General features: G+C 66.2%; 22 protein-coding genes. 18 read left to right on the forward strand and 4 right to left on the reverse strand.

The genetic code is table 11. From position 1 onward, the window contains the following. The first annotated feature begins 79 nt into the window (after positions 1–79). Genes AC2TZ7_RS01360 through AC2TZ7_RS01375 form a run of 4 tightly spaced genes read left to right on the forward strand, consistent with a single transcriptional unit; the run spans position 80 to position 2,983 of the window. Positions 80–784: a DUF484 family protein gene (locus tag AC2TZ7_RS01360; protein WP_078542595.1), complete on the forward strand. Its 705-nt coding sequence runs from the start codon at positions 80–82 to the stop codon at positions 782–784. Further along, positions 784–1,704 (forward strand): tyrosine recombinase XerC, encoded by a 921-nt coding sequence (locus AC2TZ7_RS01365; RefSeq protein ID WP_489865625.1) that lies wholly within the window; start codon positions 784–786, stop codon positions 1,702–1,704. The genes AC2TZ7_RS01360 and AC2TZ7_RS01365 overlap by 1 nt, the downstream gene beginning before the upstream one ends. Positions 1,705–1,748: 44 nt before the next feature. Next, complete coding sequence (locus tag AC2TZ7_RS01370; protein ID WP_098412119.1) at positions 1,749–2,441, forward strand: CDP-alcohol phosphatidyltransferase family protein; 693 nt, start codon at positions 1,749–1,751, stop codon at positions 2,439–2,441. A 59-nt stretch (positions 2,442–2,500) separates the two neighbouring features. Further along, positions 2,501–2,983: a hypothetical protein gene (locus tag AC2TZ7_RS01375; RefSeq protein ID WP_489865626.1), complete on the forward strand. Its 483-nt coding sequence runs from the start codon at positions 2,501–2,503 to the stop codon at positions 2,981–2,983. A gap of 4 nt (positions 2,984–2,987) precedes the next feature. Here the strand turns inward: AC2TZ7_RS01375 and AC2TZ7_RS01380 are convergent, their stop codons facing one another. Continuing rightward, complete coding sequence (locus AC2TZ7_RS01380) at positions 2,988–3,824, reverse strand: EamA family transporter (RefSeq protein WP_489865627.1); 837 nt, start codon at positions 3,822–3,824, stop codon at positions 2,988–2,990. Positions 3,825–3,966: 142 nt separating this feature from the next. On the opposite strand from AC2TZ7_RS01380, the gene truA reads away from it, so the two are divergent. Then, positions 3,967–4,734: a tRNA pseudouridine(38-40) synthase TruA gene (truA, locus tag AC2TZ7_RS01385; RefSeq protein ID WP_489865628.1), complete on the forward strand. Its 768-nt coding sequence runs from the start codon at positions 3,967–3,969 to the stop codon at positions 4,732–4,734. Here the strand turns inward: truA and AC2TZ7_RS01390 are convergent. Further along, positions 4,696–6,813 carry a polysaccharide biosynthesis protein gene (locus AC2TZ7_RS01390; protein WP_489865629.1) on the reverse strand — a complete coding sequence of 706 codons (2,118 nt, stop codon included), beginning with the start codon at positions 6,811–6,813 and terminating at the stop codon, positions 4,696–4,698. The genes truA and AC2TZ7_RS01390 overlap by 39 nt on opposite strands. Then, positions 6,810–7,427, reverse strand: a complete 618-nt coding sequence (locus AC2TZ7_RS01395) for a sugar transferase (protein ID WP_489865630.1) — start codon at positions 7,425–7,427, stop codon at positions 6,810–6,812. The genes AC2TZ7_RS01390 and AC2TZ7_RS01395 overlap by 4 nt, the downstream gene beginning before the upstream one ends. Before the next feature lie 199 nt (positions 7,428–7,626). Between AC2TZ7_RS01395 and AC2TZ7_RS01400 the strand changes: the two genes are divergently transcribed. The 13 genes from AC2TZ7_RS01400 to AC2TZ7_RS01460 all read left to right on the forward strand — a co-directional run bounded on the left by AC2TZ7_RS01400 (position 7,627) and on the right by AC2TZ7_RS01460 (position 18,676). Further along, positions 7,627–8,493, forward strand: a complete 867-nt coding sequence (locus AC2TZ7_RS01400) for a branched-chain amino acid aminotransferase (protein ID WP_489865631.1) — start codon at positions 7,627–7,629, stop codon at positions 8,491–8,493. A gap of 74 nt (positions 8,494–8,567) precedes the next feature. After that, positions 8,568–9,023, forward strand: a complete 456-nt coding sequence (locus tag AC2TZ7_RS01405; RefSeq protein WP_489865632.1) for a universal stress protein — start codon at positions 8,568–8,570, stop codon at positions 9,021–9,023. A 3-nt stretch (positions 9,024–9,026) separates the two neighbouring features. Beyond that, complete coding sequence (locus AC2TZ7_RS01410; protein WP_489865633.1) at positions 9,027–9,485, forward strand: DUF2267 domain-containing protein; 459 nt, start codon at positions 9,027–9,029, stop codon at positions 9,483–9,485. Between the two features lie 70 nt (positions 9,486–9,555). Next, positions 9,556–10,116: a NifU family protein gene (locus AC2TZ7_RS01415; RefSeq protein ID WP_078571230.1), complete on the forward strand. Its 561-nt coding sequence runs from the start codon at positions 9,556–9,558 to the stop codon at positions 10,114–10,116. After that, positions 10,109–10,759: a tRNA (adenosine(37)-N6)-threonylcarbamoyltransferase complex dimerization subunit type 1 TsaB gene (gene tsaB / locus AC2TZ7_RS01420; RefSeq protein WP_489865634.1), complete on the forward strand. Its 651-nt coding sequence runs from the start codon at positions 10,109–10,111 to the stop codon at positions 10,757–10,759. The genes AC2TZ7_RS01415 and tsaB overlap by 8 nt, the downstream gene beginning before the upstream one ends. Next, complete coding sequence (gene rimI / locus AC2TZ7_RS01425) at positions 10,759–11,184, forward strand: ribosomal protein S18-alanine N-acetyltransferase (RefSeq protein ID WP_489865635.1); 426 nt, start codon at positions 10,759–10,761, stop codon at positions 11,182–11,184. The genes tsaB and rimI overlap by 1 nt, the downstream gene beginning before the upstream one ends. A gap of 152 nt (positions 11,185–11,336) precedes the next feature. Next, positions 11,337–12,326 carry a BMP family lipoprotein gene (locus tag AC2TZ7_RS01430; RefSeq protein WP_489865636.1) on the forward strand — a complete coding sequence of 330 codons (990 nt, stop codon included), beginning with the start codon at positions 11,337–11,339 and terminating at the stop codon, positions 12,324–12,326. Continuing rightward, a complete protein-coding gene (locus tag AC2TZ7_RS01435; RefSeq protein WP_489865637.1) occupies positions 12,326–14,008 on the forward strand; it encodes an ABC transporter ATP-binding protein in 1,683 nt (560 codons plus the stop codon). Before AC2TZ7_RS01430 ends, AC2TZ7_RS01435 begins: the two co-directional genes overlap by 1 nt. Further along, complete coding sequence (locus tag AC2TZ7_RS01440) at positions 14,008–15,105, forward strand: ABC transporter permease (RefSeq protein ID WP_098412133.1); 1,098 nt, start codon at positions 14,008–14,010, stop codon at positions 15,103–15,105. The genes AC2TZ7_RS01435 and AC2TZ7_RS01440 overlap by 1 nt, the downstream gene beginning before the upstream one ends. Position 15,106: 1 nt before the next feature. Continuing rightward, positions 15,107–16,072, forward strand: a complete 966-nt coding sequence (locus AC2TZ7_RS01445) for an ABC transporter permease (protein ID WP_489865638.1) — start codon at positions 15,107–15,109, stop codon at positions 16,070–16,072. Continuing rightward, positions 16,056–16,856 carry a purine-nucleoside phosphorylase gene (locus AC2TZ7_RS01450; protein WP_489865639.1) on the forward strand — a complete coding sequence of 267 codons (801 nt, stop codon included), beginning with the start codon at positions 16,056–16,058 and terminating at the stop codon, positions 16,854–16,856. Before AC2TZ7_RS01445 ends, AC2TZ7_RS01450 begins: the two co-directional genes overlap by 17 nt. A gap of 78 nt (positions 16,857–16,934) precedes the next feature. Beyond that, positions 16,935–17,852, forward strand: coding sequence for a sulfite exporter TauE/SafE family protein (locus AC2TZ7_RS01455; RefSeq protein ID WP_098412135.1), 918 nt, complete (start codon positions 16,935–16,937; stop codon positions 17,850–17,852). Continuing rightward, positions 17,852–18,676, forward strand: a complete 825-nt coding sequence (locus AC2TZ7_RS01460; protein WP_172976271.1) for a TIGR02186 family protein — start codon at positions 17,852–17,854, stop codon at positions 18,674–18,676. The genes AC2TZ7_RS01455 and AC2TZ7_RS01460 overlap by 1 nt, the downstream gene beginning before the upstream one ends. Here AC2TZ7_RS01460 and AC2TZ7_RS01465 read toward each other — a convergent pair. Then, positions 18,673–19,389: an SDR family oxidoreductase gene (locus AC2TZ7_RS01465; protein WP_489865640.1), complete on the reverse strand. Its 717-nt coding sequence runs from the start codon at positions 19,387–19,389 to the stop codon at positions 18,673–18,675. The genes AC2TZ7_RS01460 and AC2TZ7_RS01465 overlap by 4 nt on opposite strands. Between the last annotated feature and the right edge of the window lie 9 nt (positions 19,390–19,398).

A 19,398-nucleotide genomic window follows, 5' to 3' on the forward strand; every position in this document is an offset into this window, starting at 1 on the left:
GGCCGTTTTTTGGACTGCGTCGCGGGGCGCATCGTGTATGCTTGGAAAAAATGATGCATCGACCAGCGACGAGACAGGCATGACCGAACCGGCCCTCGTGGAGCAACTCCGCGACAAGATCATTTCCGACCCTGACGTGATTCTCGAGGACCGCGACCTGATGCGGGCGCTGATCGCTGCGAACGAGGCCGCGATGGGCGGCAATATCGTCGACCTGCGCGGCGCGGCCATGTCGAGGCTCGAGGCGCGGCTCGACCGGCTGGAAGACACCCACCGGTCGGTCATCGCGGCGGCTTACGAGAACCTCGCGGGCACGAACCAGATTCACCGCGCGGTGCTGCGGATGCTCGACCCGCATGACTTCCAGTCCTTCCTGTCGAATCTCGCGACCGAAGTGGCCGAGATCCTGCGCGTCGACGCGGTGCGCCTCGTGCTGGAAAGCCACCAGAACGAGAACGACCCGGCGCTGCGCCAGCTGGGCGAGGTGCTTTGCGTGGCCGAACCCGGCTTCATCACCGAATACATGCGCGGCGGGCGTGGCGGACAGCCGCGACAGGTCGTGCTGCGCCAGACCGTGCCGGGCTCCGAGGCGATCTTCGGCGAGGCGGCGAACTGGGTGCGCTCCGAGGCGCTGATGCAGCTTGATCTCGGCGAGGGCCGCCTGCCCGGCATGCTGGTCATGGCCGCCGAGGACCCGCATCAGTTCAAACCCTCTCAGGGCACCGATCTTCTGGCCTTCTTCGCGGGCGTATTCGAACGCACGATGCGCCGCTGGCTGGATTGATGGCGGAGCCGTCCGCAGGGCTGCAAGACGCGCTCGCCGAATGGCTGAGCCATTTGCGCGGGCTGCGCGACGCCTCCGATCACACGATCACCGCCTACCGGCACGACGTGGCGAGCTTCCTGGGTTTTCTGCAAACCCATCACGGCGAGAGCCTGGGCACCGCCCGGATCGCTCAGCTTGTACCCTCCGATATGCGGGCGTGGATGGCGCATGAACGCGGCCGCGAGGTCTCGTCACGCTCGCTCGCCCGCGCGCTTTCTTCGGTGAAAAGCTTCATCCGCTGGCTCGCCGATCGTGACGGGTTCGATGCGAGCCATATCCTCTCGACCCGCAGCCCGAAATATCAGCGCAAACTGCCGCGCCCGCTGAACGAGGACGCCGCAGCCGGGATGATCGAACAGGTCGACACGCAGGCGATGGAGCCGTGGATCGCCGCGCGCGACGCCGCCGTGCTGACCCTGCTCTACGGCTGCGGACTGCGAATCTCCGAAGCGCTCGCCCTGCGTGCCGAGGCTCATCCCCTGCCCGAGGTGCTGCGCATCCGCGGCAAGGGCGACAAGGAGCGGCTCGTGCCGGTCGTGCCCGCCGCGCGCGAGGCCGTCGCGGAGTACATGCGCCTGTGCCCCTACCCCGCCGAGCCGGATGCGCCCTTGTTCTACGGCGCACGCGGAAAGCCGCTCAATCCGCGCATGATTTCCAAGGCGATGGAGCGGGCGCGGATGTCGCTGGGCCTGCCCTCCACGGCGACCCCGCATGCGATGCGTCACAGTTTCGCGACGCATTTGCTGGCGGCCGGCGGCGACCTGCGCGCCATTCAGGAACTGCTGGGCCATGCGAGCCTCGGCACGACCCAAATCTACACCGCCGTCGATGCCGCGCGGCTGATGGAAATCTACGACAAGAGCCATCCGCGCGCCTGAAGCGACGCTTGCCCCTGCGTCGCAAATCCGGCATCAGGGGACGCATGGATATCCGCATCAAAGCCCTGTTCGTTCACCTCCTGACCGCCACCGGCGCCGTGCTGTCGATGCTCGCGCTTCTCGCGGCTGCGGAGGGCGAATGGTCGCTGATGTTCCTCTGGCTCGTCGCGGCGTTCTTCGTCGACGGGATCGATGGTCCGCTCGCGCGGCGCTACGATGTGAAGGCGAATTTCCCGCTCTATGACGGCGTCCTGATGGACCTGATCATCGACTATCTGACCTATGTCTTCATCCCCGCCTTCGCGCTGTTCCAGTCGAGCCTGCTGCCGGGATGGACGGGCTGGCTCGCGATCATCGCGATCACCTATGGCAGCGTCGTCTATTTCTCCGACACCCGGATGAAGACGAAGGACAACTCGTTCCAGGGCTTCCCGGGCGCGTGGAACATGCTGGTGCTGGTGCTGTTCGCGCTCAAGCCGGGCTATTGGACGATCCTGCTCGTCGTCGTGGCGCTCGCCATCGCGATGTTCCTGCCGCTCAAGTTCATCCACCCCGTGCGTACGAAGCGCTGGCGCGTGGTTTCCTTGCCGATGGCGCTTTTGTGGACCTTCTTCGCGGGCTGGGCCGCATGGGTCGATTTCGATCCGGCAAGCTGGGCGCATTGGGGGCTGGTCGTCACGTCCATCTACCTGCTGCTCGTCGGCATCGTGCAACAACTCGTGCCCGAGCGAAGCTGACTCGAACTGCGGCCCCGGCGCGGCGACCCATGCCGCACGGGCCGCGAAACGGAGGTCGCATGCGCCGCAGTCTCGCACTTCTGGCTCTCGTGTTTTCCGCGCAATCGGCCATGGCCGCGCCGGACTATCTCGACGACCGTTCGACCCCGTCCGCGCTGATCCGCTCGCTCTATAACGCGATTTCGCTGCATCACTACGCCCGCGCCTGGAGCTATTTCGCCCATCCCGAAAAGAACGGCGATTATGCGGATTTCGCGAAAGGCTATGCAAACACCGCCGAGGCCTCGGTCACGATCGGCCCGGTCATGTCGGAAGGCGCGGCCGGCTCGATCTATACCACGCTCGGGGTGACGGTGAGCGCCCGGACGCGTGACGGCAAGACCGAGAGTTTCGGCGGCTGCTATGTGACCCGCCAGATCCAGCCCGCGCTTCAGGAGCCGCCCTTCACGCCGCTGCAAATCGTGACCGGACACCTGATCGCGCGCCCGGCGGACGACGCCATGCCTGCCAGCTGCGACGACCAAGGCCAGCCGCGATTTTAATCGCTCAGACCCGCGTCAGCACCACGCCCGAGACGATCAACAACGCCGCCAGCGCCTTCGTCATCCGCATCTTCTCGCCGAAGACGAGCCAGCCGATCAGCACCGCGAACAGGATCGAGGTCTCGCGCAGGGTCGCGACCAGCGCGATCGGCGCGCGGGTCATCGCCCAGATCGAAATCGCATAGGCCGCATAGGAGGCCGCCGCCCCAAGCGTCGCGATCCCCCATTCGCGCGGCGCGGAGCGCAGCATCGCGGTTCCACGCAGCCCGACCATGCCCATGGCGAAGAACACCCCGCCCAGCACCATGATCCATCCGACATAGCCCACGGGCTCGCCCGAGATCCGCGCGCCCATCCCGTCGACCAGCGTATAGCTCGCGGTCGCCAGCGCCGAGCCCAGCGCATAGGGCAGCAGGCGGCGGCTTTCGCCATCGGTGAACACGCCGCGCGCCATCAGGGCGATCCCGAGCCCCAGCACGGCGATCCCCGCATATTCGAGCCCGCTGATCGCATCGATCGCCAGCGCAGCGGAGACGATCGCCACCATCATCGGCGCGGTTCCGCGTGCGATCGGATAGACCCGGCTCAGATCGCCCTGCTCATAGGCATGGGCGAGGAAAAACTTGTAGCCGAAATGGATCACCCCCGCGGCGAGAATCCAGCCCAGCGCGGCGCTGTCCGGCAACGGGCGCGACAAAGCGACGACGAGCCCGATCAGGGCCTCGGCAATGGACAGCATCACCATCGCGCGGATTTTCGAGCCGCCCAGGCGGATCAGCGCATTCCACAAGGCATGCAGGAAGGCCGCGCCCAGCACCGCCGCCATGATCGTCAAACTCATATCCGCGCCCTTCTCTCCCCGACCGGCAATCGGTAGCTCCGGGCCATGACGAGGGCAAGCCGCCCCGTGCAGGGGCCCGCAATCGCGGCGCGTGGCCGGGAGGGGATTGCGAAACGGGGCGCGCTCGGGCTATGGCCGCTCCATGCCGAGATACGCGTTCAAAATCGAATATGACGGGGGGCCCTTCGCCGGGTGGCAGCGTCAGGCCGACCAGCCTTCGGTGCAGGGCGCGGTCGAGGCGGCTTTGGCGAAGCTCGAACCCGGCCCCCATACGATCGCGGCGGCGGGGCGCACCGATGCGGGTGTTCATGCCACCGGGCAGGTCGCCCATGCCGATCTGACGAAGGATTGGGACCCGTTCCGCCTGTCGGAGGCGCTGAATTATCACCTGCGCCCGGCGCCGGTCGCGATCCTCGCCTGCGCCCGGGTCGAAGACGAATTCCACTCCCGGTTTTCTGCACTAGAGCGGCGCTACCTGTTCCGGCTCGTGCAACGCCGCGCGCCGGTGACCCATGACCGCGGGCTGGTCTGGCAGGTGCTCAACCCGCTCGATATCGAGGCGATGCGCGAAGGGGCCGCGCATCTGATCGGGCATCATGACTTCACCACCTTCCGCTCGACCATGTGCCAGTCGAACTCGCCGGTCAAAACGCTCGACGAGATCCGGATCGAGGCGCTCGACATCCCGCACGGGCGCGAGGTCCGGTTTCACCTGCGCGCGCGCAGCTTCCTGCACAATCAGGTCCGCTCGATTGTCGGCACGCTGGAACGCGTCGGCGCCGGGTCCTGGCCGCCCGATCGCGTGGGCGAAGCGCTCGCCGCGCGCGACCGCGCCGCTTGCGGACCGGTCTGCCCGCCGCAGGGCCTCTATCTAAGCGCGGTCGGCTATCCCAGCGATCCCTTCGCCTGACGCGCCCCGCGCGCCGGGTGGAGCGGGACCTGATGGCATTGGCGTTGGCAGGGCGATGCCGCGCGTCTGAGTGAGGCCGAAGCTCCGGCCCTCCGTCACGGAACACGCTACCCGGCTTCCAGACGTTTCATCTTGCCAGCGCGCCTCGCTATCGGACGGCTCAAGGTCGCCCTCATCCGCGCCTGATGCGCTGAACGCCTCACCCAGACACGGCGCGGGGACTTGGCTTTCCTCGCCGCGCAGCCGCGACATGAGCGCCTCCAGCCGCTCCCGGCAGCGCTGCGCCAGGGTGGCATCGAGGTCGCGCAGAAGCAGGGCGGTCTCGCGCTCCGAGAGATGGGTCACGGGGGCATGCCTGATCTTCGGATGCGCGGTTGCGCGACTATGCGCGCCGGTCACGGGGGCCTCGTGCAACTTCTCCCCCCTTCGCAAACCGATCCGCAACAGCTCGATCTCTCCCTCGGGGCAGTCCGGCCCGCGCAGCCATAACCCGCGCGCCTCGACCATCTGCCGGGCGAGATCCCCGATCCGGATCGGCGCGCCCATATCGAGCGCATAGACCCGCCCCGAGACCTCCCAGCGGCCCGCGATCAGCACGAGCCGCGCCGCTTCGGCGATGGTCATGAAATAGCGTGTGGCGTCAGGATCGGTGAGCGTGATCGGCCCGCCTTGCGCGATCTGCCGCTCGAAAATCGGCACGACCGATCCGGACGAGCCGATCACATTGCCGAAGCGCACGATCGAAAAAACCGTCGCGCCCGCGCGGGTCGCAAGATCCTGCACCACCAGCTCGGCCATCCGTTTCGACGCCCCCATGGCCGAGCGCGGTGCAATCGCCTTATCGCTGGAAATCAGAACGAACCGCGCAACTTTCGCGGCCCGCGCCCCCCGCGCGAGGCAGACCGTGGCAGTAACGTTATTCGCGAAACCGGAAAGCGGGTTTTCCTCCACCAGCGCGACGTGCTTGTAGGCGGCGGCGTGGAACACCGCGTCGATCGCCTCGCGTGCAAAAATCTCCCGCACCAGCGCCGCGTCCCCGGCGGAGCCGAGCCGGGTGACGAGATCGACACCTGCGCGTGCGGCAAGCGGCGTCAGGTCGGACAGGAGGGCGAACAGCGCGGGCTCCGAGAGTTCGAGCAGAACGAGTTTCGCCGGGCCACAGGCGAGAATCTGACGACAAAGCTCTGCCCCGATGGAGCCGCCCGCCCCCGAGATGAGCACGGATTTTCCGCGGTAGAACTCCGCCTCGGGCGGGTCGCCCCCGGTGATCTCGCTGCGGCCCAGCCAGCGCTCGGGGCGCACCGGTTCGAGCCGCGCGGCAAGGTCCGCCCCGCCGACCAGCAGGGCGAAATCCGGCAGCGCCTCGCAGCGCAATCCAAGGCGCGAGAGGTCTCGCGCCAGCGCGGCCTTGCGCGGCTCGGGCAAGCGCGGATCGGCGAGGACGACGCGATCGACATTGAACTTGCGGATCAGCGCCTTGCGCGCCGCGGGGCCTAGGACCGGCACCCCGTCCAACGTCGCGCCACGCAAAACCGGGCTGTCGTCGAGATAGGCGCAGGTCAAAAACCCGGATCGGTCGCGCAACGCCCGTGCCAGCGCGATCCCCTCCGGCGTCGCGCCGTAGATCGCGATGCGCGAGACGACGTTCGAGCGTCGATAGAGCCATCCAGTGAGCGCCAGAAGCGCCCGGCGCTGCACCACGATGCCCGATAGAAACGCGCAACCAAAGAAGAACGCAGTGTCGCCGCCTTGCCATCCGAGACCGGCCCAGAGGGCCATTGCAAGGAGGCAGGAAAGGACGACCGCTTTTCCCGCCCCCAGCATAGCGAAGTCCTTCAGGGGCAGGCGCGCCAAGCCGGAGCCAAGACTTGCCACTGCCGCGAGACCGCTTCCGATCGGGACCAGGAGCCAGGCACCCCCTCCGAGGCCCCCGCGGCTCAAGGCAGGCGCGAGTTGCAACACCAGCGCAAGGCACGCCATCGCGAGCAGCGCATCGAGCGTCGCGATGACGACCGCCTTGCGCGGACGCGACAGCGCGATCAGGCGCGTCGCGATCGTGTCGGTGAGCGCTTCCCTCACGCGATCCCTCCGCGCAAGGTTTGCCAGATCAGCGCCAGATCGAGCCGCCACGAGGCCTGTCTTTGGTAAAGCAGATCGAGTCGGGCTTTCTCGGGGACGCAAGCCTGATCGTAGATCCGCCGCGCCTCTTCGGCCGTTCGACATCGCGCCAGCAGCCGCGCCTCTTTTTGAGCAAACTGCACGCTCGCGAGGCCGGTGATCCCCGGCGGGCTTGCGAGCACCTGCGCGTAGAGCTGTGGGAAACGCGCCACCACCTCGCTCAGCGGCGGCCTCGGGCCAACGAAGCTCATATCGCCGCGCAGGACATTCCATATCTGCGGCAGCTCATCCGCGTGGCACCGCCGCAGGATCTGCCCGAGCGGGGTGATCCGCGCGCGCTTATGCCCGGCGGTGATGCCGTGATCGCCCGCCTCCGCCTCCATCGTGCGGAACTTCCACATCCGGAAGCTGCGCGTGGGGCTATGCATCCGCTCGCCGCCGTAGAACCACGGTCGCCCCTGCACCAGCGCGACGGCCAGCCAGACCAGCGCGATCAGCGGCAGCACCACGGGCAGCGCCAGAAGTGCCAGCGTCAGATCGAAGAGACGTTTGCGCCTGCGCCGGGCCGGGGTCATGCGAAATCTCCTGCTGCTGCGCCGCCGTCGAGTAGGCGACACTTTCGCAAGCCTAGGCAGGTCGCGGTTGCCATGCGGTTAACGCTCAACCGCAACGAGACGCGACCGGACCTCACGACACCTGACACCGATACAATCGGTCGTATGGACTTCGCGGGGCGCGAGTGGTTGGATCGCGCCCGATACGAAGGAGGCACCGATGGCATTCGGCAAAAACATCCGCACTTGGTTCGAAGGCGCATGGCACGAGGGCGATATCGCCGTCATGCGCGCCGCCGATCACGGGCTTTGGCAAGGCAGCTCGGTCTTTGACGGGGCACGGCTTTTCGATGGGGTCGTCCCCGATCTCGACGCGCATTGCGCGCGCACCAACCGCTCCGCCGAGGCGCTGATGATCACGCCGACCATCGCGCCCGAGGAGATGGTCGAGATTGCGCGCGAGGGCCTGCGGAAATACGACAAGGGTGCCGCCGTTTACGTGCGCCCGATGTACTGGGCGATCGCCGGGTCCGATCTGGGCGTCGCACCGAAACCCGGCGAGACCGGCTTCGCGCTCTGCCTCGAAGAAGTGGCGATGCCCGACCCGAGCAAGGCGACGACGCTGACCACCACGCAATTCCGCCGTCCCGTTCTGGCCGATAACGTCACCGATGCGAAGGCGGGCTGCCTCTATCCGAACAACGCGCGGATGCTGGTCGAGGCGCAGCGCAAGGGCTTCGGCAACGCGCTGGTGCAGGACGCGATGGGCAATGTCGCCGAAAGCGCGACCGCGAATGTCTGGATGGTGAAGGATGGCGAGTATTTCACGCCCATGCCGAACGGCACTTTCCTCGCGGGGCTCACGCGCAAGCGGATCATGGGCCTTCTGCGCGAGGGCGGCGAGACGGTGCATGAAGCGGTGCTGACGCTCGACGATTTCCGCAATGCCGACGAGGTCTTCCTGACCGGCAACTTCGCCAAAGTCACCCCGGTCGCAGGTTTCGACGATGTCAGCTACGCGCCCGGCAAGGGCACGCAGCGGGCGCGCGAGGCCTATATGGACTGGGCGCAAGGGTCGCCGCTTTGAGCCTCGACACCCCCGCGGTTGCCAAAGACCTCGCGCCGGGCGATGATCCACGAACACCCCGTCCCGGAGGAGCCATGCGCAAGTTTCTGGTTGTGCTCGACGATACCCGCGAATGCCTCAACGCGATGCGGTTCGCGGCGATGCGCGCGAACCATACCGGCGGCGGCGTGATCATCCTCTCGGTGATCCCGCCCGACGAATACCAGCACTGGATCGGCGTGGCCGAGATCATGCGCGAAGAAGCCCGCGAGCGGATCGAGGCGCATTTCGAGGTCTTCGCGAAATGGATGCGCGACCGTCAGGGCGTGGAGCCGGAACTGGTGATCCGCGAGGGTGAACCGGTGCCCGAGATCATCGCCGTGATGGACGAACATCCCGAGATCGGCGTGCTGGTCCTCGGCGCAGGCTCCGGCAAGGGCGGCGCGGGGCCGCTGGTGACGCAGATGGTGAAACAGGGCGGAACCCTGCCCTGTCCGCTGACCATCGTGCCGGGCGAGATGTCGAAGGAAAAGCTCGAACAGATCACCTGACCGATGCCGATGCCCTGGACCTATCGCCATGCGCAGAAGGAGTTCGCCTCTTTCCTCGCCGATGCGCGCGATCGGATGGGCCTCGACTCCGACAACATGACCTACACGGCGATCGAGGGCGTCTTCGTAACCTTCCGCGCACGGCTGCGCCCTGTCGAGGCCATCGCCTTCGCCGATTGCCTGCCCGCCGTGTTGCGCGCGATCTTCCTGTATCACTGGGTTGTGATGGCGACGCCGCGCCCGTTCGGCAGCCGGACCGAGATGACCCGCGAAGCGCAGGCGTTGCGCCCGCATCACAACCTGACCCCCGACAACGCCATCGAGGCCACGGCCTTTGCGCTCTGGCGTCATGTCAATCATCGTGACTTCGAGGCCGCTCTCGCGCGGATCGGACCGGAAGCGGAGGCGTTCTGGCGCCCGGAGGTCACCGATCCCGCCGAGATCGCGCCGCGCATCATCTAGCGCATAGCCGCGATTACTTGATTAATTCAGTCGGAAGGCGCATATGAGCGGCAAGCCAAGGAGGCACGCGATGTTTATTCAGACCGAGACGACCCCGAACCCCGCGACGCTGAAATTCCTGCCCGGCCAGACCGTGCTGGAGACCGGCACCGCTGATTTCCCCTCCGCCGAGGCGGCGGCCAAATCGCCGCTGGCCAAGCGCGTTTTCGCAGTGCCCGGCGTGACCGGCGTGTTCTTCGGCTCGGACTTCGTGACCGTGACGAAAGATGACGCGACCAGCTGGGATCACGCGAAACCGGCGATCCTCGGCGCGATCATGGAGCATTTCCAGTCCGGCGCTCCGGTAATCGAAGGCGAAGCTGCGCCCTCGGGCCATGCCGAGCATGACGGCGAGGACGGCGCGATCGTCTCGCAGATCAAGGAACTGCTCGACACCCGCGTGCGCCCAGCCGTGGCGCAGGACGGTGGCGACATCACTTTCCACGGGTTCGAGCGTGGCGTGGTCTACCTGCACATGCAGGGCGCTTGCGCCGGTTGCCCCTCGTCGACGCTGACGCTGAAGATGGGGATCGAGAACCTGCTCAGACACTACATCCCCGAGGTTTCAGAGGTGCGTCCGGTCAATGCCTGATCTGACGCTAGGCTTCGACACATCGGCCGCGCATTGCGCGGCCGCTTTGCTGTCGGGTGATGACTGCCTCGTCGCGCGTCACGAAGAGATGGGACGCGGGCAGGCCGAACGGCTGATGCCGCTTCTGGAAGAGGTGCTCGCCGAGGCGGGCGTCGGCTGGCGCGACCTGACGCGGATCGGCGTCGGGATCGGACCGGGGAATTTCACCGGCGTCCGCATCGCCGTCTCTGCCGCGCGCGGCCTGTCGCTGAGCCTGCGGGCCCCGGCGCTCGGCGTCTCGATCACCGATGCCGCACAATTCGGCAGCGACGGTCCGGTGCTTGCAGCGGTCGCAGCACCACGGGAACGGGCCTATCTCGAAGGGTTCCGCACCGCACAGGACATCCCGCTCGATCTGCATGAGCTCGACTCACTGCCGGAAGGTCTGGCCGAACCCGGCCTGACCTGCATCGGCTCCGCCGCCGAAGAGGTCGCCCAACGGATCGGCGCTGCTGCCGCGCCCGCGGCTTTCGCGCCTGCCGAAGCCATCGCACGGATCGCGGCCTCTCGCGAATTCATCCCCGGAGAGCGCCCCGCGCCACTTTATCTGCGTGCGGCCGATGCCGCTCCGCCCTCCGACCCGCCGCCAAGGATCCTCGACTGATGCGCGCCGAAGCCCTCGCCGAGCTGCATGCCGCCTGCTTCACCACACCACGCCCGTGGAACGAGGCCGAATTCCGGGATCTGATGCGCGGCCCCGGCGCCTTTCTGTTGAACGAGAACCGAGGCTTCCTGCTGGGACGCGTCATCGCGGGCGAGGCCGAGCTTCTGACCCTCGCCGTCGACCCGAAAGCGCGGCGCAACGGCACCGGCCGCGCGCTGGTGGAGCGGTTCGCACAGGAAGCCGAGGCGCTGGGGGCCGAAAGCGCCTTCCTCGAAGTCTCCGCCGAGAATGACGCCGCACGCGCGCTTTATGCCGCGACCGGCTGGAAGGAATCGGGGCGTCGCAAGGGCTATTACCGCAGCCCTGAGGGCGATCGCATCGACGCGCTGGTTCTCACTTTGCCGCTCGCTAGAGCGACAAGCTGACCGTTCAATCAATTTTGTCTTGCGACCCCGCGTCATCCACAACTTGACGCTTGACCCCTTTGGCAAGCTCTGCCCAAATCGCCGGGTCCGCGCGCTGAACCGAGCGCGCCAACAGGCTTATCCAACAGGGCCATAACGTTCGGGAGTAATCCATGACCTATTTCACCAAGTTCCTCGGTGCCGCGACCGCGCTCGCGCTGAGCGCCGGGGCCGCGCTGGCCGATCCCGCGATCATTTACGATCTGGGCGGCAAATACGACAAGAGCTTCAACGAGGCCGCCTTCAACGGCGCCAAGCGTTGGGCCGAAGAGACCGGCGGCTCCTACAAGGAACTGGAAATGCAGTCGGAAGCTCAGCGTGAGCAGGCCCTGCGTAAACTCGCCGAGTCCGGCGCCAACCCGATCGTGATGACCGGCTTCGCCTTCGGCGACACGCTCAACACCGTCGCTCCCGACTACCCCGACACCAAATTCGCGATCGTCGACATGGTCGTCGACCAGCCCAACGTCGAGTCGATCGTCTTCAAGGAAGAGCAGGGCTCCTACCTCGTCGGCATGATGGCCGCGATGGCGTCGAAGACCGGCACCGTCGGCTTCGTCGGCGGCATGGACATCCCGCTGATCCGCAAATTCGCCTGCGGTTACGTTCAGGGCGTGAAAGCCGTGAACCCCGACGCGAAAGTCATCCAGAACATGACCGGCACCACCCCGGCGGCCTGGAACGACCCGGTGAAGGGCGGCGAAATCGCCAAGGCCCAGATCAGCCAGGGCGCGGACGTGATCTACGCAGCCGCCGGCGGCACCGGCATCGGCGTTCTGCAGGCGGCCGCGGATGGCGACGTTCTGTCGATCGGCGTGGACAGCAACCAGAACTACCTGCACCCGGGCAAGGTCCTGACCTCGATGCTCAAGCGCGTCGACAACGCCGTCTATGACGCGTTCACGGCGGGCCCCGATCTGAAGCCGGGCATCAAGGTGATGGGTCTGGCCCAGAACGGCGTCGGCGTCGCGATGGACGACAACAACAAGTCGCTCGTCACGCCCGAGATGGAAAAAGCGGTCGAGCAGGCGAAAGCCGACATCGCTTCGGGCAAGATCGAAGTGCATGACTACATGTCGGACGACAGCTGCCCGGTCGAGTGATGAGCACAACAGAGTCGAACAACGCGGGGCGGCAGGCAACTGCCGCCCTTGCCACTGAAAACGCCAGCGATGCGGCTGAGGCGGCCCACGCTGCCGCCACGCCCACGGGCGCGCCCGCGATCGAGCTGAAAGGCATCTCGAAAGCCTTCGGCACGGTGCAGGCCAACAAGGACATTTCGATCCGGGTCATGCCCGGCACGATCCACGGCATCATCGGCGAAAACGGCGCGGGGAAATCCACGCTGATGTCGATCCTGTACGGCTTCTACAAGGCGGATGCGGGCGAGGTCTGGATCAAAGGCAAGCACACCCATATCCCCGACAGCCAGGCTGCGATCAGCGCCGGCATCGGCATGGTCTTCCAGCATTTCAAGCTGGTGCAGAATTTCACCGTGCTCGAGAACATCATCCTTGGGGCCGAGGATGGCGCGCTGCTGCGCCCCTCGCTCTCCAAGGCCCGCAAGGAACTCAAGCGCCTCGCCGAGGAATATGAGCTCAACGTCGACCCCGACGAGAAGATCGAAGAGCTCTCCGTCGGCCACCAGCAGCGCGTGGAAATCCTCAAGGCGCTTTATCGTCAGGCGGATATCCTGATCCTCGACGAGCCGACCGGGGTGCTGACGCCCGCCGAGGCCGATCACCTGTTCCGCATCCTCGATTTCCTCCGCAAGGAAGGGAAGACGATCATCCTGATCACCCACAAGCTGCGCGAGATCATGGAGATCACCGACACGGTCAGCGTGATGCGCCGCGGCGAGATGACGGCGACGGTGAAGACCGCCGAGACCTCGCCCGAGCAACTGGCCGAACTGATGGTGGGCCGCAAGGTTCTGCTCAACGTCGACAAGACGCCTGCGCAGCCCGGCAAGACCGTGCTGGAGGTCGAGAACCTCCGCGTGAAGGACGAAGACGGGATCGAGCGCCTCAAGGGCATCAATCTCGAAATCCGCGCGGGTGAGATTCTCGGCATCGCGGGCGTGGCGGGCAACGGCCAGTCCGAACTGCTGGAAATCCTCGGCGGTTTCGCCAAGGGCACCGGCAATATCCGCATCAACGGCGAAGAGATCGACCTCACCGGCAAGCATAGCGACGGTCAGTCGCGGCGGCGCCGGGGCATCTCGCACGTCCCCGAAGACCGCCACCACCTTGGCCTGATCCTCGATTTCGCCGCGTGGGAGAACATGGTCTTCGGCTATCACACCGATCCGGCCTATCAGAAGAACCGCTTCGTGATGGACAATGCGGGGATCGTGGCCCACACGGCCGAGGCGATGGAACGCTTCGACGTGCGCCCGCCGATCCCAAGCCTGCCCGCGAAGAGCTTTTCGGGCGGCAACCAGCAAAAGATCGTGCTGGCCCGCGAGATCGAACGAAGCCCGGCGCTGCTGCTGGTGGGGCAACCCACCCGCGGCGTCGATATCGGCGCGATCGAATTCATCCACAAACGCATCATCGAACTGCGCGACCAAGGCGCCGCGATTCTGCTGGTCTCGGTCGAGCTCGACGAGATCCGGGCGCTCTCGGACCGCGTCGCGGTCATGTTCGACGGGCAGGTCATGGGCATCGGCCCCGTCGAGACCGCCACCCAGACCGGCATGGGCTGCCTGATGGCGGGCATGGGCGGCGAGGACGTGCGCGGCATGGACGGCTGGACGATCGCCGCGCCCGAGGAGAGCCAATAATGGAAAAGACACCGAAATGGGTCGACGTGGCCCTGATCCCGCTCCTCAACCTGCTGATCGCTTTCGTGATCTCGGGGATCGTGGTGCTGCTGATCGGCGAAGACCCGATCAAGGCGATCAAGGTCATGGTCTCGGGCGCGCTCGGCTCGCCCTATGGCTGGGGCTACACGCTCTATTACGCGACGAACTTCATCTTCACCGGCCTCGCGGTCGCGGTCGCCTATCACGCCAGCCAGTTCAATATCGGCGGCGAGGGTCAGGCGACGCTCGGCGGGCTCGGCGTGGCGCTGGTGCTGCTGGCCTTCCCGTGGCCGCATTGGACCATCGCGCTGATCGCGGCGATGGCGGGCGGCGCGATCTTCGGCGCGGCCTGGGCGGCGATCCCGGCCTATCTGCAGGCCAAGCGCGGCAGCCATATCGTGATCACCACGATCATGTTCAACTTCATCGGCGCGGCGGTGCTGAACTACATGCTGGTCAACGTGCTGCGTCCGCGCGGCTCGATGGACCCGGCCACCGCACGCTTCGGCCCGGCGACGCATCTGCCGACCTTCCATGACTTCCCGCTGATCGGTCAGTTCTTCTCGAAATCGGTCCCGGCAAACGTGTCGTTCTTCGTGGCGATCCTCGCCTGCTACCTCGTCTGGGTGCTGATCTGGCGCACCAAGCTGGGCTTCGAGATCCGCGCCTTCGGGCGGTCGGAAACGGCGGCGCGCTATGCCGGCATCTCGCCGGTGAAGATCGTCATGGCAGCGATGCTGATCTCGGGCGGCCTCGCCGGTCTGATGGCGATCAACAACGTGATGGGCGAGGCGCATCGCCTCGTGCTGAACTCGGTCGAGGGCGCAGGCTTCATCGGGATCGCAGTCGCACTGATGGGCCGCAACCACCCGTTCGGCGTGTTCCTCGCCGCGCTTCTCTTCGGCTTCCTCTATCAGGGCGGCGGCGAGCTGGCGCTGGAAACCACGATCCCGCGCGAACTGATCACCGTGATCCAGGCGCTCGTGATCCTGTTCACCGGGGCCTTCGACAACATGCTGCGCGCACCGATCGAGAGCTTCTTCGTCGCGCGCGCCAACGCCCGGAAGGAGGCCTGAGATGGATTTCGCAACGATCATCGAAATTCTCGATAGCGCCGTTCGCCTCGGCACGCCGCTGCTGCTCGCCTGCCTCGCAGGTCTGTTCTCGGAACGCGCGGGCATATTCGACATCGGCCTTGAGGGCAAGATGCTGATGGCTGCCTTCTTCTCCGGCGCGGTCGCGGCGGTGACGGGCAATGCGTGGCTCGGGCTGCTGGCGGGCGTGGGAGGCTCGATGAGCCTCGCCTTCGTGCATGGCCTCGCCTCGATCACCTTCCGTGGCAATCAGCTGATCTCCGGCGTCGCGGTAAACTTCCTTGCCTCGGGCTTTACCGTTCTGATCGCGCAAAGCTGGTTCCATCAGGGCGGTCGCACCCCGCAACTGTCGGGCAACGGGCGCTTCGATCCGATCACCCTGCCCGGCGCCGACGCGGTGAAGGATGTGCCCTTCCTCGGTCCGATCTACTCGAACCTGCTCTCGGGCCACTCGATCCTCGTCTATGTCGCCTTCGCGATGGTGCCGATCACTTGGTGGGTGCTGTTCCGCACCCGCTTCGGCCTGCGCCTACGCGCGGTGGGCGAGAACCCGGAATCGGTCGACACCGCGGGCATCTCGGTCATCCGGATGCGCTACACCGCCGTCGCCATCACCGGCGTTCTGGCGGGTCTGGGCGGCGTCTATCTGGCAACCGGTCTGGCGGCTGGCTTCGTGAAGGAAATGACCGCCGGGCGCGGCTATATTGCTCTGGCGGCTCTGATTTTCGCCAAATGGCGGCCTGTTCCGGCGCTTGGGGCGACGATGCTGTTCGGCCTGTTGGAGGCGATCTCGAACCGCTATCCGAATATCGATCTGGGCGTCGTGACCTTGCCGATCCAGTTCATGCAGGCGGTGCCCTACATCCTTACCGTGATCATCCTCGCGGGTTTCATCGGCAAGGCGATCCCGCCGCGTGCAGGGGGGCAGCCCTATGTCAAAGAGCGCTGAACTCGCGCAACTGATCCGCGAACGCGCGGGCGACGAGGCCCCGCGCCTCGGCCTGATCCTCGGCTCCGGCCTCGGCCATCTGGCCGAGGAGGTCGAGGGCGTCGCGATCCCCTATTCGGAGCTTCCGGGCTTTCCCCATGCGGGCGTCTCGGGCCACAATCCGAAGCTGGTGATCGGCACGCTCGAAGGCGTCCGCGTGGCCGTTTTCGGCGGTCGGGTTCACTATTATGAACACGGCAACCCCGCCGAGATGCGCCTGCCGCTGGAGATCCTCAAGGAGCTTGGCTGCGAGAGCCTGCTGCTGACCAATGCGGCCGGCAGCCTGCGCGAGGACATCCAGCCCGGCGGGTTGATGATGCTGAACGATCACATCAATTTCTCGGGAAACAATCCCCTGATCGGCGAGCCCTCGGACGCGCGTTTCGTCCCGCTGACCGAGGCACATGACCCGGAGATCCGCGCCGGGCTCAAAGCGGCGGCCCAGGCCGAAGGGATCGAACTGCCCGAAGGCGTCTATTGCTGGTTCTCCGGCCCGACCTTCGAAACCCCTGCCGAAATCCGCGCCGCGAAAGTCTTCGGCGCCGATGCGGTCGGCATGTCCACGGTTCCGGAAGTGATCCTCGCGCGGTTCCTCGGGCTGCGCGTGGCCGCCGTTTCCGTCATCACCAATATGGGGGCGGGCATGGCGCAGGAGAATATCAGCCACGAGCAGACCAAGGCGATCGCGCCGATGGGCGCAGCCAAGCTCGAACAGGTTTTGCGACGATATCTGCAACAGTTGTAACCCTGCGGCACGGCGGGGTTTGACTTCGCCTGCCCTTCGGGGACACTAACGATGCAACCTCCTCAGCGGGTGCAGCTCATGCAGATCTACCTGCCCATCGCCGAAGTCTCGGTCAATATCTTCACCCTGCTGGGGCTCGGCGGCATCGTGGGGCTGCTCTCGGGCCTGTTCGGCGTGGGCGGTGGCTTCCTGATCACTCCGCTTCTGTTCTTCATCGGCATCCCCCCTTCCGTCGCCGTGGCGACCGGCGCGAACCAGGTCGTCGCCTCGTCCGTGTCGGGCGTTCTGGCGCAGCTCAAACGCAAGGCGGTCGACATTCCGATGGGGCTCGTGCTGCTGGTGGGTGGTCTGCTCGGCTCGGCGAGCGGCATCTACGTCTTCAACCTGCTGACCGAGCTGGGCCAGATCGACCTCGCGGTGCAGCTTTGCTACGTCGTCTTCCTCGGGCTGATCGGGCTTCTGATGCTGCAAGAGGGCATCCGCACCCTGCAAAAGCAGCGCAAGGGCGGTGGCGTGCGCAAGAAGCGCGTGCAGCACACCTGGGTCCACAAACTGCCCTTCAAGTTCAAGTTCCGCGCCTCGGGCCTCTATATCTCGGTGATCCCGCCGCTGCTGGTCGGGGTCGCGGTCGGCATCCTCGCGGCGATCATGGGCGTCGGCGGCGGCTTCATCATGGTCCCGGCGATGATCTACCTGCTGAACATGCCGACCAAGGTCGTGATCGGCACCTCACTGTTCCAGATCCTGTTCGTATCGGCCTTCACCACGCTAATGCACGCGATCACCAACCAGACGGTCGACGTGATGCTTGCGCTCCTGCTGATCGTCGGCGGCGTGATCGGCGCGCAGATCGGCTCGCGGCTGGGCGCACGGCTGAAGGCAGAACAGTTGCGCATCCTGCTGGCGCTGCTGGTGATCCTCGTCGCGGGCAAGCTCGGCCTCGACCTCGTGCTGCATCCGAGCAACCTCTACTCCATCGCGACGGGGGGCGAATGATGATCCGTGCCGCCCTCCTCGCCCTCGGCCTCTGCGCCGTCGCCCTGCCCGCTCTGGCACAGGACCAACAGGTTCTGCCCGCGCGTCCGGGCATGCCGATCACCAATCGCCCCGAACCCGACGAGCAGATCGTGGCGGGCCTCAGCCGCGACAATATCGGGATCACGACCTCCTTCGACGGGTCGCAAATCCTGATCTACGGCGCGATCAAGCGCGAGACGCCGGAGCCCGAAGGGCAGAAACTCGCGGTGATCGTGACGCTCGAAGGGCCGCTCGGCCCGGTCACCATCCGCAAGAAATCGCGCGAATTCGGGATCTGGGTGAACACGGCTTCGGTCGGCGTCGCCGCAGCCCCCAGCTATTACGCCGTCGCCACCTCCGGCCCGCTCGGCGACATCCTCGACCGGCGCACCGACACCCAGCAGCGGATCTCGATTCCGCTCGCGATGCGCGCCTTCTCCGGTCCGATCACCGTCGACGATTCGATCCCCTTCACCGAAGCGCTCGTCGATATCCGAAAGGAGCAGGGGCTCTACAAACTCGAGACCGGCGGCGTGCATATCGTGGACAACACGCTATTCCGCGCCGATTTCGCGCTGCCGGCGAACCTCACCGAGGGCGATTACAAGACCCGCATCTTCCTGCTGCGCGACGGCAAGCTGGTGGACAAATACCAATCCGCGATCGAGGTGCGCAAAGTCGGGCTGGAGCGCTGGCTCTACACGCTCGCGCATGAGAACGCGGCGCTTTACGGGCTCTTGTCGCTGGCGCTTGCAGTCTTCGCAGGCTGGGCCGCCGCCGCGATCTTCCGCTTCGTGCGTTAACCGCGCCCGACGAAGGGCATCGCGCTCGCCATCACCGTCATGTTGAGCACATTCGCCTCGAGCGGCAGCGACGCCATGTGCAGCACCGAACGCGCGACATTGGCTACGTCCATCGTGGGCTCCGCCGTCTTGGTCGCCGCCGAATCCATATTCTCCAGAAGCCCCGTGCGCGCGTTGCCGACGTCGATCTGCCCGCAGGCGATGTCGAAATCGCGCCCGTCCAACGCGATCTGCTTGGTCATGCCGTTGATCGCGTGTTTGGTGGTCGTATAGGCGAGCGATTTCGCGCGCGGCACCTGCCCCGAGATCGAGCCGTTATTGATGATCCGCCCACCGCGCGGCGCCTGCCTGCGCATCTGCGCGAATGCGGCCCGGGCGCAGAGAAACATCCCCGTCAGGTTCACCGCGATACAGGCGTCCCAATCCTCGAGCGTGACCTCGTCGGGCAAGGCCGCAGGCGGGAACATCCCGGCATTGTTGAACAGCACGTCGATCCGGCCGAACTTGGCGACCACCTCGGCGAAGGCGCGCTCCACCGCTTGCGCATCGCTCACGTCGCAGGCCACGGCCAGCCCGTCGCCTTGCGCGGCGACCTCCGCCAGCTTGTCCTCCGAGCGCGCCAGACAGGCGACCTGCCAGCCCTCGGCCAGCGCGGCCTCTGCCACCGCGCGCCCGATCCCGGCGCTCGCCCCGGTCACCACCATCACGCCCATCTCGCCCCT

The sequence above is a fragment of the Thioclava sp. ISO4 genome (assembly GCF_058105145.1).